The 16,339-nt window shown below is 43.6% G+C and carries 17 protein-coding genes; 8 read left to right on the forward strand and 9 right to left on the reverse strand.

Annotated features, from left to right (window positions below; genetic code table 11):
• Positions 1-50: 50 nt before the first annotated feature.
• Together BK026_RS05865 and BK026_RS05870 are read right to left on the reverse strand one after the other, a co-directional pair.
• Complete coding sequence (locus tag BK026_RS05865) at positions 51-380, reverse strand: DUF3718 domain-containing protein (protein ID WP_071814994.1); 330 nt, start codon at positions 378-380, stop codon at positions 51-53.
• A gap of 383 nt (positions 381-763) precedes the next feature.
• On the reverse strand, positions 764-1,558 hold the full coding sequence (locus BK026_RS05870) for a DUF2189 domain-containing protein (RefSeq protein ID WP_071814995.1): 795 nt from the start codon (positions 1,556-1,558) through the stop codon (positions 764-766).
• 270 nt (positions 1,559-1,828) lie between these two features.
• On the opposite strand from BK026_RS05870, the gene BK026_RS05875 reads away from it, so the two are divergent.
• From BK026_RS05875 to BK026_RS05895, 5 genes are all read left to right on the forward strand, one after another.
• Positions 1,829-3,049, forward strand: a complete 1,221-nt coding sequence (locus BK026_RS05875; RefSeq protein WP_071814996.1) for a pyridoxal phosphate-dependent aminotransferase — start codon at positions 1,829-1,831, stop codon at positions 3,047-3,049.
• A 1-nt stretch (position 3,050) separates the two neighbouring features.
• Positions 3,051-3,650: a 5'-deoxynucleotidase gene (gene yfbR, locus BK026_RS05880; RefSeq protein WP_071814997.1), complete on the forward strand. Its 600-nt coding sequence runs from the start codon at positions 3,051-3,053 to the stop codon at positions 3,648-3,650.
• A 56-nt stretch (positions 3,651-3,706) separates the two neighbouring features.
• Positions 3,707-5,050: an anti-phage deoxyguanosine triphosphatase gene (locus tag BK026_RS05885; RefSeq protein WP_071814998.1), complete on the forward strand. Its 1,344-nt coding sequence runs from the start codon at positions 3,707-3,709 to the stop codon at positions 5,048-5,050.
• A 148-nt stretch (positions 5,051-5,198) separates the two neighbouring features.
• Positions 5,199-6,206, forward strand: a complete 1,008-nt coding sequence (msrP, locus tag BK026_RS05890) for a protein-methionine-sulfoxide reductase catalytic subunit MsrP (protein WP_071814999.1) — start codon at positions 5,199-5,201, stop codon at positions 6,204-6,206.
• A 99-nt stretch (positions 6,207-6,305) separates the two neighbouring features.
• Positions 6,306-6,965, forward strand: coding sequence for a sulfite oxidase heme-binding subunit YedZ (locus BK026_RS05895; protein WP_071815000.1), 660 nt, complete (start codon positions 6,306-6,308; stop codon positions 6,963-6,965).
• A gap of 23 nt (positions 6,966-6,988) precedes the next feature.
• On the opposite strand, the gene BK026_RS05900 is transcribed toward BK026_RS05895, so the two are convergent.
• Positions 6,989-7,387 carry a YqaA family protein gene (locus tag BK026_RS05900; RefSeq protein ID WP_071817513.1) on the reverse strand — a complete coding sequence of 133 codons (399 nt, stop codon included), beginning with the start codon at positions 7,385-7,387 and terminating at the stop codon, positions 6,989-6,991.
• A 324-nt stretch (positions 7,388-7,711) separates the two neighbouring features.
• Between BK026_RS05900 and BK026_RS05905 the strand changes: the two genes are divergently transcribed.
• The 3 genes from BK026_RS05905 (at position 7,712) to BK026_RS05915 (ending at position 10,074) form a co-directional block, all read left to right on the forward strand.
• Complete coding sequence (locus BK026_RS05905; protein WP_071815001.1) at positions 7,712-8,122, forward strand: deoxyguanosinetriphosphate triphosphohydrolase; 411 nt, start codon at positions 7,712-7,714, stop codon at positions 8,120-8,122.
• Between the two features lie 223 nt (positions 8,123-8,345).
• Positions 8,346-8,837 carry a YchJ family protein gene (locus BK026_RS05910; protein ID WP_071815002.1) on the forward strand — a complete coding sequence of 164 codons (492 nt, stop codon included), beginning with the start codon at positions 8,346-8,348 and terminating at the stop codon, positions 8,835-8,837.
• Between the two features lie 295 nt (positions 8,838-9,132).
• Positions 9,133-10,074, forward strand: coding sequence for an alpha/beta fold hydrolase (locus BK026_RS05915; RefSeq protein WP_071815003.1), 942 nt, complete (start codon positions 9,133-9,135; stop codon positions 10,072-10,074).
• Between the two features lie 109 nt (positions 10,075-10,183).
• Here the strand turns inward: BK026_RS05915 and BK026_RS05920 are convergent, their stop codons facing one another.
• The 6 genes from BK026_RS05920 to BK026_RS05945 all read right to left on the reverse strand — a co-directional run bounded on the left by BK026_RS05920 (position 10,184) and on the right by BK026_RS05945 (position 16,248).
• On the reverse strand, positions 10,184-11,158 hold the full coding sequence (locus BK026_RS05920; RefSeq protein WP_071815004.1) for an NADPH:quinone oxidoreductase family protein: 975 nt from the start codon (positions 11,156-11,158) through the stop codon (positions 10,184-10,186).
• A gap of 75 nt (positions 11,159-11,233) precedes the next feature.
• Positions 11,234-12,292 carry a phosphotransferase family protein gene (locus tag BK026_RS05925; protein WP_071817514.1) on the reverse strand — a complete coding sequence of 353 codons (1,059 nt, stop codon included), beginning with the start codon at positions 12,290-12,292 and terminating at the stop codon, positions 11,234-11,236.
• Between the two features lie 48 nt (positions 12,293-12,340).
• Positions 12,341-13,576 (reverse strand): acyl-CoA dehydrogenase family protein, encoded by a 1,236-nt coding sequence (locus BK026_RS05930; protein ID WP_071815005.1) that lies wholly within the window; start codon positions 13,574-13,576, stop codon positions 12,341-12,343.
• An 11-nt stretch (positions 13,577-13,587) separates the two neighbouring features.
• Positions 13,588-14,274 carry a histidine phosphatase family protein gene (locus BK026_RS05935; protein ID WP_071817515.1) on the reverse strand — a complete coding sequence of 229 codons (687 nt, stop codon included), beginning with the start codon at positions 14,272-14,274 and terminating at the stop codon, positions 13,588-13,590.
• 309 nt (positions 14,275-14,583) lie between these two features.
• The gene (locus BK026_RS05940) at positions 14,584-15,576 is read right to left on the reverse strand and encodes an XdhC family protein (protein WP_071817516.1); all 993 of its coding nucleotides are present in this window, start codon (positions 15,574-15,576) and stop codon (positions 14,584-14,586) included.
• Between the two features lie 9 nt (positions 15,577-15,585).
• On the reverse strand, positions 15,586-16,248 hold the full coding sequence (locus BK026_RS05945; RefSeq protein WP_256253693.1) for a DsbA family oxidoreductase: 663 nt from the start codon (positions 16,246-16,248) through the stop codon (positions 15,586-15,588).
• Positions 16,249-16,339 lie beyond the last annotated feature (91 nt).

Here is a 16,339-nt window from a genome sequence, read left to right on the forward strand (position 1 = left end):
GCTGTATTTGTGCCCGCCACACGTGACCTACTGCTGGCAATATCAACGCCTTAACTACGCGACGTTAGATATTCATATACAGCGTTTGCATCTCGCTCAACAGAAAATTCAATTAAGCTACTACCGTTACACGTTAACCCTTCATCTGCAGTAACTAACCGCAGTACTTCTCGTTGACTAGCGCCAATTCTGCCAACGTTTCGAGAAAGGCTCGAGCGAAGCACTCTTACATCGTCATTTACCACCGCTTTGCAAAAACCAGCAAATTGAGTTTCTCCGGTAAAGCGTATGGCCTTTTCAGGTTCTGCTGCATTCACGTTAATACTCAATACCATGGTTGCTGCTGCGGTGGCCGCGTTCAATAAATTCATTCGTTTCATAGGTTAATCCTCAAACTAGATGGTAAAACAAGCTTTTATGCGACAACACTTTCTACACACTTGAGCCAACGCTTTGATGCGTCGACATCTTGTTTATGCATCAGTTTTGAGAAATTTTCTGTTGAAATATTGTACAAGGGGAGTAAACACAACGTGAATGAGGATGTAACAAGAATGTCAAAACATAAACCTATGATTTATATGCTTTTTTTAAATTCTATATTTCTAATATTTATATCAAACGGGCTGCTCAAAAACAATTATTCTAATACTAAAGACTAAAAGAGGCGCTGTTACGCGCCTCTTTTAGTAAATTTAACAAAAAAGCACACCAAATTGATAAATGTTGAGCAGATAAATCGTATGGTGTAGCTAGATTTCATTTACTCGTACTTTCTTTCCCGCTTGGTTTCTATAGCGTCAATGTAGGCGTGCCAAGACGCATAGCCAATGATGGGCATAAGTACTACAAAGCCGATAAAGTACGTGACAAAGCCTATCGCTACGGTGCTAAAAATGATTGCGCCCCAAATTAACATGGGTACTTTGTTTAGCCATACCGCATTAATGCTGGTGAGCACGGCAGTTGCTAAGTCGACTTTTCGTTCCATCAAAATTGGTTGTGTAAACGCAGTTATGAAAAGCATCACGAGTGTAAAACCTGCCCCGACAATGGTACCTAAAGCGAGAAATGGTAATAGGCTGGTTAAATCATTCTCGATGTACGGTGGATAAAGCGCGTGAATGAGTGATGCAACACGCAGCCAAAATATCATCATAACCATAAGTAATACGGCGAAGCCCCACTCGTTGAACGCGTTTCTACGCATTGCTCGCAACGAATGTCGCAATGTCGGTTTATGACCTTTTTCCATTTCCCAACTTACGTCATATAAACCTGCCGCTAAAAAAGGTCCAACCAACATAAAGCAAACAATTGCAGGTAATATAACGAGATGCCAACCGGTCATTTGAACCAAATACATGATAAGCCAAGGAATAACTGCAAATAAAACGCCATAAAATACGGTTAATACCGGGGCTCGCGTGGCGTCACGTAGCGCCAATGACAACCACTTAATAGGGTCGCCAATATCAAGTTCTTTACATGGAATTACTCGGGCAATGCCACTTTGCGTTATTGCGTTTTCAGGTGTCTCTTTAAAATGGTGCGACATGCTCTACTCACCTCTGCTTGTTAGCCTGTTTATTATGAGCGCGTTTTCAACACGCCTTACTAGTACGATAGGCGCAGATTGAAAAGTTCACAAGAAATTAACATTATTTTTATATTCCATCGCCATTTGAAACAAACGTGTTTTTTTGTGGCTATTAATTCATCAATTAGATAAAAAAATAATGTCAAAGAAGAAAATACTGCAACAATGTCATCGCATAAGGTGCGCGATTGCGATAATCTCAAGGTACGTAAATCAACCAGATAGACCATGAAAACTGTATCTCGCTCACATAAATTAGATAACGTTTGTTACGACATTAGAGGCCCAATCGCTGCGCAAGCCCGCAAGATGGAAGATGAAGGACACCGCATATTAAAGCTAAATATCGGAAACCCTGCCCCGTTTGGATTTGAAGCCCCTGACGATATCGTAAAAGACGTTATTCATAACCTGCCTACGTCACAAGGATATTCAGACTCGACAGGAATTTATGCCGCTCGTGTAGCCGTAATGCAGTACTATCAACAGCGCAATATTAAAGACATCCGTGTCGACGATGTTTATATCGGTAATGGCGTATCCGAATTAATCATGATGGCAATGCAAGCCTTACTTAATCATGGCGATGAAGTACTTATTCCAAGCCCTGACTACCCCCTTTGGACGGCTGCAGTTAGCCTGTCATCAGGTTCACCCGTTCACTATCGCTGCGACGAGCAAGCAGGCTGGTTCCCAGACATTGACGACATTAAAAGTAAAATCACCAGCAAGACTCGCGCAATCGTGCTTATCAACCCCAATAACCCTACTGGTGCAGTATACGACAAAGCCCTTCTGCAAGAGGTGGTCGAAGTAGCTCGTGAACATGGACTGGTAGTATTTAGCGACGAAATTTACGACAAAATTCTTTACGATGAAGCAAAGCACACCAGTATTGCTTCACTGGCTGATGATGTATTTTTTGTCACCTTTGGCGGCTTGAGCAAAAACTATCGCGTGGCCGGATTTCGTTCAGGTTGGCTAGTTGTCAGCGGTAATAAGCGCTTAGCCTCGGACTATATTGAAGGGCTTAACATACTGTCTTCAATGCGGATGTGCGCAAACGTGCCTTGTCAGAGCGCTATTCAGACAGCGTTGGGCGGCTATCAAAGTATTGACGATTTAGTAAAAGAAAACGGACGCTTGCGTATTCAGCGCGATGTTACAACCGATATGTTAAACGGCATTGATGGTATTTCTTGCGTCAAACCTAAAGGTGCCATGTACTGTTTTGCTAAGGTAGACGAGAAGAAGTTCAACATTCATAACGATGAGCAAATGGTACTTGACCTGCTCAGTTCCGAAAAAATTTTGCTAGTCCACGGTAGAGCCTTTAACTTAAACGAAGGTACTTATTTCAGGCTGGTATTTCTACCTCACAGCGATGTTCTGGTTCCTGCACTGCATAGGATTGGAAATTTCTTTAGAACGTATAAGCAAGGAGCGTGACGTGTCGGATAAAAGTCACTTCTTCGCCCACTTAGCGCGCATGAAGCTTATTAATCGCTGGCCGCTTATGCACAATGTTCGCACGGAAAATGTTCAAGAACACAGCTTGCAGGTGGCTATGGTAGCCCACGCGCTTGCTTTAATTAAAAATAAATTTTTTGGCGGCACATTAAACCCTGATCGCATTGCCACCATGGCAATTTTTCACGATGTTTCTGAGGTACTCACGGGAGACCTCCCTACCCCAGTGAAATACTTCAACCCTGCGATTAAAGAAGAGTATAAGAAGATCGAAAAAATTGCAGAGAACAAGCTCATTGAAATGGCACCAGAAGCGTTTCGAGAAGACTACGCAGCGCTTATTGATCATCACTACCACAGCGAAGAAGAAGCCTTTATCGTGAAAGCAGCAGATGTGCTTTGCGCCTACCTTAAAACACTTGAAGAATTGGCTGCTGGCAACCAAGAGTTTAAGTTGGCAAAAAAGCGGTTAGATAAAACCCTAAAAGAATATCACTCTGAAGAGGTTGATTACTTCTTAACGCGCTATGTTCCGAGTTTTTCTCTTAGTCTTGATGAAATCGCGCTAGACGATATGTAATGATCTCATCGCCAGTTTAAACATTACAATGGGCAACATGGAATAACGAGGTAGCAGTGGCAACAAGTAGGTGGGAATTAGCATTACACGAACGCCGTTTGCCCCGCAGCGAAACGCGCGACGGCGATCACCGCAATCCGTATCAACGAGACAAAGCGCGCGTGCTTCACAGCGCTGCATTTCGCAGATTACAGGCGAAAACCCAAGTGCTCGGCGTGGGGCTGAGTGATTTTTATCGTACGCGGCTCACGCACTCTCTTGAAGCGGCTCAAATTGGTACAGGTATTACCGCCCAGCTTTGCGGAAAATTTCCGGATATTGCTACAACGTTAGCACTCGACGCTACGTTAATCGAAACCCTTTGTTTAGCGCATGATATTGGTCACCCACCTTTTGGTCATGGTGGTGAAATTGCGCTTAATTACATGATGCACCAATACGGCGGCTTTGAAGGAAACGGGCAAACTTTCAGGATCATAACTCAGCTAGAGCCCTACACCGCCGAACACGGTATGAATTTGTGTAGAAGAAGCGTATTAGGCTTAGTTAAATACCCGAACTTTATTGACGCTCTTCATAGCGAAGGGCCTGCGCCCGAGCGCCCTGTTTCACTTCGTCAGGTTAAAGCCCACGACTGGCTCCCTCCCAAAGGGCTTTTTCGCTGCGACGAACCTTTATTAGACTGGCTTCTCGCGCCATTTAGTAATGACGATAAAGATACGTTCATGCAGTTTCACGCTAAACCCAATGGCCATAGTAAAACGCAATTTAAATCGTTCGACTGCTCAATTATGGAGCTTTCCGATGATATCGCTTATGGTATTCACGATTTGGAAGATGCCATTGTAATGGACATGGTCGACAAGCAACACTTTGTCGAAGATGTAACTACCCCACTAAAATCTCTTGATGTACCGTGGCTGTCAGACAATATAGAAGTGCTAACCAATAAGCTGTTCAGCGCTGAACATCACGAACGGAAAAATGCAATAGGTGCTCTGGTAAACAGCTTTATTACAGCCATTGAAATACAAGGCGTTGAGGGTTTCGCACACCCTCTACTTGCGTTCAACGCGGTAATGCCTGAAAAATTTGCACACGCCCTTGAGCTTTTCAAACGCTTTGTGTTTAACAAAGTAATCCGCCGACCTGATGTTCAGCTTCTTGAATATAAAGGACAACTGGTAGTTATGGAACTTTTTGAAGCCTTTGCATCAGATCCCGACCGCTTACTTCCGGAAAACACCCAAGTTCGCTGGCGTAAAGCCTGTGAAGACGATAATGGAATGCGCGTTCTCGCCGACTATATATCGGGTATGACGGATGAATTCGCATCTCGCCTATACAGCAATATCTTTTCACCAAAACAAGGCGGTATTCAAGATAGTTTGCATATGTAGAATATTTTCACCTAATTATTTGAAATGAAAAGGCCGTATTCTCGGTCTTTTTTATTATGTTGAACTTACTCGTTACATTAACGTAGCTAATAGCACTGGGCGAAGTGACGACCATTTCTTATAGTCTCATCATAATTTAGGTGACGTGATGCCAAAACCATTTAAACCCTCTGTAAAACTAACTGATAACGACGTAACTAATGAAGACGTTTACAAAAGTCGTCGCTCATTGCTCAAATCTATGGGCTTTTTGGGAGCATCTACGTTACTTGCGAAATCGGCAGGCGCTGCTGGTTGGTTTTGGGAAGATGAGGAAGAGAAGGCAGCATTTAAAAGAGAAGCGCTTGAGTTTAGCCAACCGCCTAAGTTTCAAATCGCACAAACCCGAACGCCTGAAGATAAAGTCATCAGCTACAACAATTTTTATGAGTTTGGCACATCTAAAGATGCACCAGCCAAAAATGCGACTGAATTTCAAACTAATCCATGGACGTTAAAAATTGACGGAATGGTGAAAAACCCCATTGAGCTTGATCACGATGCGTTAACGAAGCGTTTTCCCCTTGAAGAACGTATCTACCGTTTGCGCTGCGTTGAAGCGTGGTCAATGGTAGTGCCATGGATTGGGTTTGAATTGGGAGCGTTATTAAAACAAGCCGATCCGTTGATGTCTGCCAAGTATGTGGCGTTTGAAACCTTATACGACCCTGAGCAAATGCCCGGTCAACGAAGCCGCTTCACCGGTGGTGGTATTGATTATCCATACGTGGAAGGTTTGCGCCTTGATGAAGCCATGCACCCGTTAACGCTCATGTCAGTTGGCCTTTACGGGAAGACCTTGCCACCTCAAAACGGCGCGCCTATAAGGCTTGTGGTACCGTGGAAGTATGGTTTTAAAAGCATTAAATCTATAGTGAGAATTCGCCTTACCGATAAGAAGCCACCTACTACGTGGAACAGACTGGCCGCCAATGAGTATGGCTTTTATGCCAACGTGAATCCGAACGTATCGCACCCTAGATGGAGCCAAGCCAGTGAGCGTAGAATAACCACAGGTGGGCTACTTGCCAGAAATCGAATCGACACCCAAATGTTTAACGGCTATAGCGAAGTCGCGCCGCTATACAAAGACATGGATTTATCTCGTTATTACTAGGTGGTATTTTTTTATAGGGCTACGGGCAAATAGCCAGCCCTCCATAACCCATGCTTCTCAACTGAAGTTTTTAACCATTATTATTGAGTTGTTCATTTAATGTCATTAAGAAAAAAACCGTTTCGGTTCTCTGTTTGGCAACGCCGTAGTTTGAAAGGTCTTATTCACCTTTTCGCATTAGGTTATATCGCCTGGTTGTTTTTTGCTGGCGTTACCGATCAGCTGGGTCCAGACCCTGTAAACACGCTCATCAATGAAACTGGAACCTGGGCAATTCACTTTCTTTTACTAACGCTGACTCTTAGCCCACTTGCTAAATGGCTACCAAGCCCAGAACCGATGCAATTCAGACGTATGATTGGCGTATACACCTTTGTTTACGCCTTTGCACACCTGCTCACATACATTGTGTTTGAACTTCAGCTTGATATGGCACTGGTGGCTAGCGAGATAGTAAGCAGGCCCTACATAATTGTTGGCATGGCAGCGTTACTTCTTCTTTTTGCTCTCACTGCTACGTCGTTTAAGCGAATCCAGCGCAACATGGGAAGAAAGTGGCAGAAGCTTCATAACAGCGTTTACCTGATCCTGCCTCTTGCACTACTTCATTTCAGCTGGTCGCAGAAGACGTTTTGGCAAGAGCCCGTATGGTACTGGATGATTGGACTACTATTAATGAGCCCAAGAATGAAGCAATGGTATGTGACGTATCAGAAGAAAAGCCAAAAGAAGTCGAGAGACAAAAACGCAGTGGCGTGAGAAAACTAACGCCGAAGAATCGTTTAAACAAGTACGTAAAGCAGCGCGGCATAACGCGCTGTTTTGCTAAGCGTTACCGCGAGAATAAAAAACCAAAGCGGGCTTCTAAGTACACCTGCTACTAACGTAATAGGGTCGCCAATAATAGGTACCCAGCATAAAAATAAACTCCACTTCCCCCACTTCGTAAAGGTATGACTTGCACGATCAAACGTCGCTTTGCTTACCTTTAACCTTTGCGTCGCAATTTCTTTTCCAAACTTAAAGCCCAATGCATAGTTAACCGCAGAGCCGAGCACGTTACCGAGCGATGCAACAATAAGCAGTGACAAACCATTCAAGCCACTACTGTATAAAGCACTAAGCACAATTTCAGAGCTAAAAGGCAATATAGTGGCAGCCAAAAATGCCGATAAAAACATCCCCAAGTAGCCTAAGTGTATTAACGCGCTCAACGCTCCTCCAGCTTTATACAGTGGTTTTTTATGTAAAATTCGCACGCATCTTACCTCAATCGGAGTCTTAATACTTCCTTCAGAATTCGATAGAACAAAAAAACTATTATTTTTTATATGGTTACTAAAAAAACAACAGTTTGTGTGAAAAAAGTACAACTAAATACTTGCCAAAGACCTCTTTTACGAATACTGTATAGACATACACACTGTATATGAAACCAGTATCAATTAACAGTTCTCCTAAAGTCCGATTTATGAACTTTAGGGCAATGCATAAAGGGTTTTACTATGAACACTTCTTCAGTTTCACGATTCAATGCTTTGCGCGCTTCAGTTTCAAATGTTGTTCAACTACCTTTACCGATAGAAGGCTTTCCTAGCGAAAAATCAGGGAGTGGGAAAGGAAATAACGACAAAGGTTGGAATTATTTGCTTTCAAACACGGTGTCGTTTTCGAAGAACGTAGATCACGCTATCCGTATTCAAAAACCTGAAAAAGAAAAAATGCCCGAATGGATCAGTAAGCTGATTACAGGTGGCCAGTGTAGAACATTGTATGTAGAAAATATCGATTTGGACCTTCAACCAACAGACAGCGACATGATCAGAAAACTGTGTGAGCTTTATTCTGTCAGCTTGGTGAATGTGCGCGTTAACAATAATAATAACGAGCAAAATGTTGCATTAGGTCCTTGGTAATTCTTAACCTTTTTAGGGTTAACTCCAGCTCTGGGCGAAAGAAAGTGACACAAGCCAACACTCAACGCTTATTTTAAAACAGCTTGTTGGCATGGACTCTTAGGCACATGCAGACATTAACGTATTAAACATCGCGAACCTTACGCTTAAAAAAACTTGGGGCTCTGGCCACTTATACTTATACTGTCGCGCTTCGTTATACTCATAAACTGCGAGTTATCTTATGCGCTGTTACTGTTGTTCATCAAAATCTTTCGACGAATGCTGCGAACCTTTCATTAAAGGCGATAAACGCCCTATTTCAGCAGAACAACTTATGCGCTCGCGCTTTGCAGCCTACGCTACTGCACATTACCAGTATGTTCTTAACACCTATATCAAAGAGAAACAAAGAGCTCTTTCTGTAAAGGACTTGGCGCAAGGCGCAGAAGGAGCAAGGTGGTTTGCGCTTAAGGTACACAATTCTGAGATTGCCCCTACGCCCCGTGACAAAACCAACATGGCCGTTGTTGAATTCACAGCTTATTACTTTGAAAACAAAAGCGTATTCCAGCTTCACGAAACATCGAGCTTCATCGTTGAAGAGGATGAATGGCGCTATCGCGACGGTGTGTTACATGACGACTGTGGAAAAATTAAATATGGGCGGAATCTGCCCTGCGTTTGTGGAAGCAATAAAAAGTTTAAACAATGTTGCGCATTAAAGCAGCGCTAAACCCAAATGATGTGCATTGAAAGTGCAAACTAATGCACGAAGCAAAGATAGGCTAACCACCTACAGCATTTCCACTAACTACAAAAATGTAAATAGCTTTTTTTGTTCTTGCCGCTCAAATGCCGTTTGAGCGAACATGACCAATTATCGCGCGTACGTTACTTTCACATCGGGTCGGTTTGAGCAACATACAGCATGCCCTTAAATCTGTTAATAATGTAATGATGCTCCCCTATATCGTTTTCAGAAATAACGCTTTATAGTAGTGACTAGATGTATTTAAAAGTTAAGTAGTATGTTAAAAGTTGCTTTGAGTTTAATTGTTGTAATAACCGTTGCCCTGTTTGTTTTTATAAAGATGCACTCAGCCCAAGATATCCCCTTGGAGCAACTTAAACCCCGCTGGGCATCTTCAGCATCATCATTTATAAATATTGACGGACTGACGTTACATGTACGTGATGAGGGCCCTAAAAGTGACACTACACCTATCGTTTTAGTCCACGGCACGGGCGCCTCTCTTCATACTTGGGATGGCTGGGTAACAGGGCTAAAAGGCGAACGCCGCATTATTCGTTTTGACCTGCCAGGATTTGGTCTAACAGGGCCTGAACCTCAAAACGATTACACGATAGAAAAGTACACTGACTATCTAGTTAAACTGCTCAATCATTTGGATATTGAGCACGCCATAGTGGCAGGCAATTCACTAGGTGGCTACATTGGGTGGGCAACTGCAGTTCGTTATCCTGAAAAAGTATCGCAGCTAGTGCTCATTGACGCTTCTGGTTATCCCTACAATGCGGAATCTGTGCCTATTGCATTTAAGCTATCTCAGAACAAATTTGCGAAGTTTTTTTTGAAAGACTTCATACCAAAATTTATCGTAAGAAGTAGTGTCGAGAATGTATATGGAGACCCATCATTGGTTTCTGATGAATTGGTCAATAGGTATTATGAACTCGCACTTAGAGAGGGCAATCGAGCGGCTATATCGGAGCGTTTTGTGCAAACCCAACCCGGAAAGCTTCGCCATGAACTCAATACATTGTCTGTTCCTACGTTATTAATTTGGGGTGGCAAAGATAAGCTGATACCGCTTGAAATGGGTAAACAGTTTGAGCGCGATATTCCCAATAGCACACTCGTTGTTTTCGACGATTTGGGGCATGTGCCCCACGAAGAAGATCCCGAGGCAACGCTAGCAGCTACCCTAGCTTTCATAGATAAGCATTAGAAGTCTAAAATACTAAATGTTTTTTCTACCAATAAAAAAGCGCTATAGACATTGTGTTTGTCTATAGCGCTCGACTGTTATTTTATACAAAACGGTCATTTTCAAATTGTTAGGGCACAAGCACCATTTTGCCTTTCACCTCTCGACCCATGACTTTTGCCATAGCCTTAGTTGCTTGTGCCAATGGTAATGCTTCATCCACGACAACTTTGACCTTACCTTGTACATACCAGGTTAAAAGCTCTTGCATGTTTTCAGCAAAGCCTTTTGGGTCGTGTTGCGTAAACGATCCCCAAAACACACCCATAACAGAGTAGCCCTTTACCAGTGCTAAATTAACGGGAAACTTCGGAATTTCTCCCCCCGCAAAGCCAACAACCAATAAGCGCCCCTCCCATGCCATGCTTCGGCTACACGCATGGAAGGTATCGCCGCCAACGCATTCATAAACTACGTCAACACCTTTACCGCCGGTTACTTCTTTAAGCGTTTCTTTTAAGTCTTTTTCTTTGTAGTTGATTAGAACATCAGCACCATATTCTTTGGCAAGGGCTAATTTTTCTTCTGTCGAGCAAACCGCAATAACTTTAGCGCCCATGATCTTGCCAATCTGCACTGCTGCTAGACCAGTACCACCAGCTGCGCCAGTTACAACCAAGGTTTCACCTAGCTGTAGTTTTGCACGCTGCTTCAACGCGTGATGCGCCGTCGCATGGGCAGTGACAAGTGCAGCCCCCTCGTTAACATGAATGGGATCAGGTAGCGGCATAACGTGCGAGGCGGGGATCAGCGCCTTTTCTGCGTAGCCACCTAAGTTAGACAGCGCAATTACTCGTTGCCCTTCTTTTAAATGGCTTACGCCCTCACCTACTTCAGATATAGTGCCCGCCACTTCATTGCCAGGAATAAACGGAAAATCTGGCTGCATTTGATACAGGCCTTGCACTAATAGGCCGTCTGGAAAGTTTACCCCTGCCGCTTCAACGTTTACGATTACATGCCCTTTTTTAATTTCAGGGTCTGCAACGTCTTTAAATTGAAGCTCTTCAAGTGGCCCAAAAGATTCGCATACAATTGCTTTCATACTGTCTCCAGTTGCTTTGTTCGACGTTCACGCTAATCAATAGCGTGGCATGTCATTAAGTACGTTATATGGCGCTTATTCGCTTTGGTGTATAGTTTGATTTGCAATTTGCGCTAAAGGGCGCACCATCGCACCTAACTGCATAGCCTTCTCGCTCGACGCATTGCCATCGTGAGCACGTTTTACTACACCTTGTAAAATAGCGGCTAAACGGAAAAAACTGAACGCGAGGTAAAAAGTCCAATTGCTAATGCCATCAATACCCCTTCGCTCACAATACGCGTTAATATATTCTTGCTCGCTCGGAATGCCTAACTGCTTTCTATCTAACCCCCCTAATCCAGCTGCATGCGCAATATCAGAAGGAAGACGCAACTGCATGCATTGATATGCCAAATCGGCATAAGGGTGTCCTAATGTTGACAGTTCCCAGTCGAGTACCGCAACTACTTTTGGATTTTCAGCGTCAGACATATCAAACATCATATTATCTAATCGAAAATCGCCATGAACCAAGGAGACTTGTCCATCATCTTCAGGGAGATTCTCCTCTAGATACTGAATAAGGCTTTCAATTTCTTCTATATTCTCTAGTTCTGACGCACGATATTGCTTTGTCCACCTACTTAACTGACGTTCAAAGTAGCTGCCGGGTTTGCCGTAATCACTCAGACCTGCGCTTTCAATATCTACACTGTGAAGCGCTGCGAGAACACGGTTCATCTCTGCGTACATGGCACCGCGTGTTTTTGAAGAAGTTACTTCGGGCAGCGCGCTGTTCCAAAAAATATCCCCTTCTACGAACGCCATAATGTAAAACATGCTGCCTATGACGCTAGCATCCTCACATAAGTGATACGCTTTTGGCACAGGTACGTCAGAGCTTTGCAACGCGTTTATGACGCGAAATTCACGATCTACCGCATGGGCAGATTTTAGTAGCTTACCCGGAGGTTGACGGCGTAATACGTACACGCCGCTATCCGTAGTAAGTTTAAATGTCGGGTTCGATTGCCCACCGGCAAATTTCTCAGCGTTTGTAACGTGCCCTATGCTCGGACACGCGGTAGATAAGTATGAATTCAGCACTGATAAATCTATTGCGTGTGGGGCTTTCGCATTGTCTTGAGACACATCCACTCCTTACCCGTATTTTCTGTATTGTTAAGGCTATGTAGCTAGCTACTGAGCTACTGCTTTTTCTGCAATAAGATTGCGACCTAACTGCATCATATGTACTTGATCAGGTCCATCTGCCAGCTTAATTGTGCGCGCATAAGCGTACATGGCTGACAATACAAAATCTTGACTCGTCCCGGCAGCGCCGTGCATCTGTATAGCTTGGTCAATAACATTACAAGCCATCGTAGGCGCCACAATTTTGATAGCCGCAATAAGGTCGCGAGACACTTTGTTTCCGTAACGGTCCATCTTGTCAGCCGCTTTAAGCGTTAGCAATCTTGCCTGCTCGATATCACAATGCATCTGCGCAATACTCTCTCTAACTGATTGCTGCTTTGACAACGGCTTGCCAAAAGCCACACGACTTTCAACGCGTTCGCAAGCCATATCAAGCGCGCGCTGCGCACAGCCAATAAGACGCATGCAGTGGTGAATACGGCCTGGGCCCAAGCGACCTTGCGCAATTTCAAAACCACGCCCTTCGCCAAGCAGTAAGTTTTCAGCCGGAACCCGTACATCTTCAAATAAGACTTCAGCATGTCCAATCGGCTCATCGTAATAACCCATTGCAGCCATAGGACGAACAACGGTTACACCCTTGGTATCCATTGGCACTAAAATTTGTGACTGCTGCTGGTGACGCGGCGCATCAAAGTCAGTTTTTCCCATCACCACCATAATTTTACAATTTTCGTTCATGGCACCACTGGTGTACCACTTTCTTCCATTGATGACATATTCGTCACCATCGCGCTTAATTGAAGTTTCTATGTTTGTCGCGTCACTCGATGCCACCGCAGGCTCTGTCATAGCAAAAGCTGAGCGTATTTCACCGTTTAGAAGGGGCTCTAACCACTGCTTTTTCTGACTTTCGTTGCCATACTTGGCCAATACTTCCATATTGCCAGTATCTGGCGCGCTACAGTTAAAAATTTCAGAGCTAAATAAAACTCGGCCCATTTCTTCGCAAAGTGGGGCATATTCAGCATTCGTTAAACCTGCACCATACGGTTTGTATTCTTCAGGTAAAAACAAATTCCAAAGGCCCGCGTCTTTTGCACGCTTTTTCAAAGTATGCATCATTTCAGGCGTTTTCCAACGACCTTCACCATTATTGGCTGAGCCATTTTCTACTGCATGAATGTATTCCTTTTCAATGGGATACACTTCTTCATCCATAAATGCTTTAAGTTTTTCTAAAAGGCTTTGCGTTTTTTCATTATATTCGAAGTTCATAACTGCCCCATTTAGCTGTAGGTAATGGCGTGTAACCTGTCAATCACATCCAGGTGAGGTACGCTGTTGAAGTTATTTAAGTGAATGCCCCGCGGATTAGCAAAGCATTGAGAAAAACTGGCGTTGCGAATTTGTAAATTCATGTTGATGACCGTAGACGAGTCATAACCTAAGATGTGCTTTAGCATCATTGCGATAGCGCCGCCAGACGTCACAACGAGTATGCGCTTCGCGTTTGTGCTTTGCATTTTTTCTAATACGGACTTTGTTCGAAGCGAAAACTCTGACCATGTTTCATCAAGATGAGCGTGCGCCAACTGGTCTTTTGACCACGCCAGCATCGCTTTTTTCAAGAGTCGATAATATTCAGAGGAGGCAGCACCATCGGCAACTTTATCTTGCGGATGTTGGATAAGGTAAGCCTTTGCAACAGCCTGAAAGTTAAATTCATTCAAGGCGCTATCTACTGTAGCTTGAGGGAGCTTTTCCTGTGAACTGGCAATTCCTTCAGCAATGCCTTCCTGCGTTTCGCGATGGCGGACCATATCCCCTCTGTAAACAGCATCAAAGCGAATATCCCGTTGTTTAAAATAATCACCTAACCAAATAGCTTGTTGTCCACCCAATTCACTTAGCTTGTCATAATTAGCTTTACCAAAGGAAGCTTGTCCGTGGCGAACTAAATAGATGTCTGTCATTGCGCTGCCTGATGTTATCAACATGTTAAAACCGTAAGCGCTCATACTAAGGAAATCAGAGATATAAGTTTAATTGATATTTTGAATAACCATTCATCATATCAAACTATTTGGAAAGCAAGCTTGAACAAGCAAATTAGATGACAACGGGTGATGTGCTTTGAGACGAAGCCCATGTAGTCAGCGAATACAATTGTAGATTGAGGACGGGTATATTGTCAGTGTTCTGACCTTTGTATCACTAAATTATACCAGTCCTCAAACAAAGAAGGCAGATAGAATATATAAACGTGGCAGTTGTCTTCGCTATCACTTCATTAAATGAGACGACTTTCCATGAAAAATTGCATGACACTGCGCAATTACTGAAAGCGCAATGTGTTCCGGTAACTCGCCGCCAATGTCATAACCTGCCGGACTGGCAAAATACTGGCAGAAGTCCGTATTATCTAGGCCGGCTAGTTCAAGTATTTCCCGTTTTCTATGCACAGGCCCTAACATTGCCACGTATTCAAGCGAATACTGACTTAGTGTGTTAAGTGCTTTAGCGTCAACTTCTCTATGATGAGACATCAATACCGCGGCCTGTATATTATGCTGTGCAATGTGGCGCGCCAGTGCATCAGGAGAAGGGTCGTCAACAAGATAGTTAACTTCAGTAAAATGCTCTACTCTTGCCTGGGCTGGGCGAGGATCCCATAAACTGATTAGCCACCCTTGTAAATTTGCTAGCTTTGTCAAAAATGTCGCATCGTATCCACCGCCAATAACGAGTATATGGATGGGTGGTTGTAAAAAAAGCGTGAGCGTTTGCAAACCGCCATTATTTGCCAGTGAGGCCCGTTTAGGTATTTGAGAAACCACCGAACTTTCAGCATACGTGGCACTTAAGCCTTTAATGTCCGCGGTCCACTCGCATGCTTTACCTTTTGAAAGTAATGCACAAGCTTCATGCAAATACAGGTAATTATTTTGTTCACTTATAGGTACGAGCGCTAAATGAACCACACCACCGCAGCCAACGCCCAGCTTAAATGCAATGTCTTCTTCGTCTTCATCGTCATAAACTGCCGTGCGGCTAACGCCATCTGACATAACGCGCTGTGCTTTCTTCACAATATCACTTTCAAGACAACCACCGCTTAAGATGCCTAACTGGTGGCCAGCACTGCTAAATAACATCATAGCACCCGCTTTGCGATAGCATGAGCCTTCAGTTTTATAGATGAAACCTAGCACCCATTTATGCTTATCTTTTAGCGGTAACCATTGTGCTAGCAAGTGGTTAATATGATTACTCATTGCCATACCTTAATTTTGCGTTAATGTTGCATGCTGTTCACTAGCAGCTTGTTGAATAAATGCAGCTAATGTAGAGGGCTCTTGAGCGCCTGCTACGCCTTGGTTTCCAATGACGAAAGTGGGCACGCTCTGAATGCCTCGGCGCATCCAAAGCTGCTCGTGTTCGCGAACAACCTCTGCATATTTGCCAGTACTAAGCGCACTTTCAACCGCTTGTTTATCAATTCCCACTTTGGCGGCTTCTGCAATTAAAATTGAATCGTCATTGATATTCTTTGATTCAGTAAAGTACGCGTGAAACAGACGCAGCTTCATTTCTTCTTCGAAGCCATATTCAGCCGCCAAATGAACAACTTGATGAGCTTTAAACGTGTTTTGCATACGAGAGTCATCATTAAAATTAAAAGAGAAACCCAATGATTCGCCAGCCTCTACTAACCTTTTTCGGTTCTCAGTGCTTTGTTGCTCGCTTATCCCATATTTTTCCATTATGTGCTCGCGGAGATTTTGTCCCTCTTCAGGCATGTTCGGATTTAACTCGAACGGATGAAACTTGATGCTTACGTCAACATCCTCAACCATTTTTACCGCTTCTTGTAAACGTTGATACCCAACAATGCACCACGGGCAAACAATATCGGAAACAATGTCCACTGTTACTTTTCTCGTCACTTTACTCTTTCCATTTCTTTTGATGGTCACACTTCAAGATAAGGTTACAAAAAGAAACTTCAAGTGAAAAACACGAAACAAAGCTCAACGC

This window comes from Alteromonas sp. V450 (genome assembly GCF_001885075.1).
Taxonomy (GTDB): Bacteria; Pseudomonadota; Gammaproteobacteria; order Enterobacterales; family Alteromonadaceae; genus Alteromonas.

What these genes read in the sequence shown, in the direction of transcription:
- BK026_RS05865 (WP_071814994.1), bottom strand. Translation starts at nt 380, where the DNA reads ATGAAACGAATGAATTTATTGAACGCGGCCACCGCAGCAGCAACCATG.
- BK026_RS05870 (WP_071814995.1), bottom strand. Translation starts at nt 1,558, where the DNA reads ATGTCGCACCATTTTAAAGAGACACCTGAAAACGCAATAACGCAAAGT.
- BK026_RS05875 (WP_071814996.1), top strand. Translation starts at nt 1,829, where the DNA reads ATGAAAACTGTATCTCGCTCACATAAATTAGATAACGTTTGTTACGAC.
- msrP (WP_071814999.1), top strand. Translation starts at nt 5,199, where the DNA reads ATGCCAAAACCATTTAAACCCTCTGTAAAACTAACTGATAACGACGTA.
- BK026_RS05895 (WP_071815000.1), top strand. Translation starts at nt 6,306, where the DNA reads ATGTCATTAAGAAAAAAACCGTTTCGGTTCTCTGTTTGGCAACGCCGT.
- BK026_RS05900 (WP_071817513.1), bottom strand. Translation starts at nt 7,387, where the DNA reads ATGTTTTTATCGGCATTTTTGGCTGCCACTATATTGCCTTTTAGCTCT.
- BK026_RS05905 (WP_071815001.1), top strand. Translation starts at nt 7,712, where the DNA reads ATGAACACTTCTTCAGTTTCACGATTCAATGCTTTGCGCGCTTCAGTT.
- BK026_RS05910 (WP_071815002.1), top strand. Translation starts at nt 8,346, where the DNA reads ATGCGCTGTTACTGTTGTTCATCAAAATCTTTCGACGAATGCTGCGAA.
- BK026_RS05915 (WP_071815003.1), top strand. Translation starts at nt 9,133, where the DNA reads ATGTTAAAAGTTGCTTTGAGTTTAATTGTTGTAATAACCGTTGCCCTG.
- BK026_RS05920 (WP_071815004.1), bottom strand. Translation starts at nt 11,158, where the DNA reads ATGAAAGCAATTGTATGCGAATCTTTTGGGCCACTTGAAGAGCTTCAA.
- BK026_RS05930 (WP_071815005.1), bottom strand. Translation starts at nt 13,576, where the DNA reads ATGAACTTCGAATATAATGAAAAAACGCAAAGCCTTTTAGAAAAACTT.
- BK026_RS05935 (WP_071817515.1), bottom strand. Translation starts at nt 14,274, where the DNA reads ATGACAGACATCTATTTAGTTCGCCACGGACAAGCTTCCTTTGGTAAA.
- BK026_RS05940 (WP_071817516.1), bottom strand. Translation starts at nt 15,576, where the DNA reads ATGAGTAATCATATTAACCACTTGCTAGCACAATGGTTACCGCTAAAA.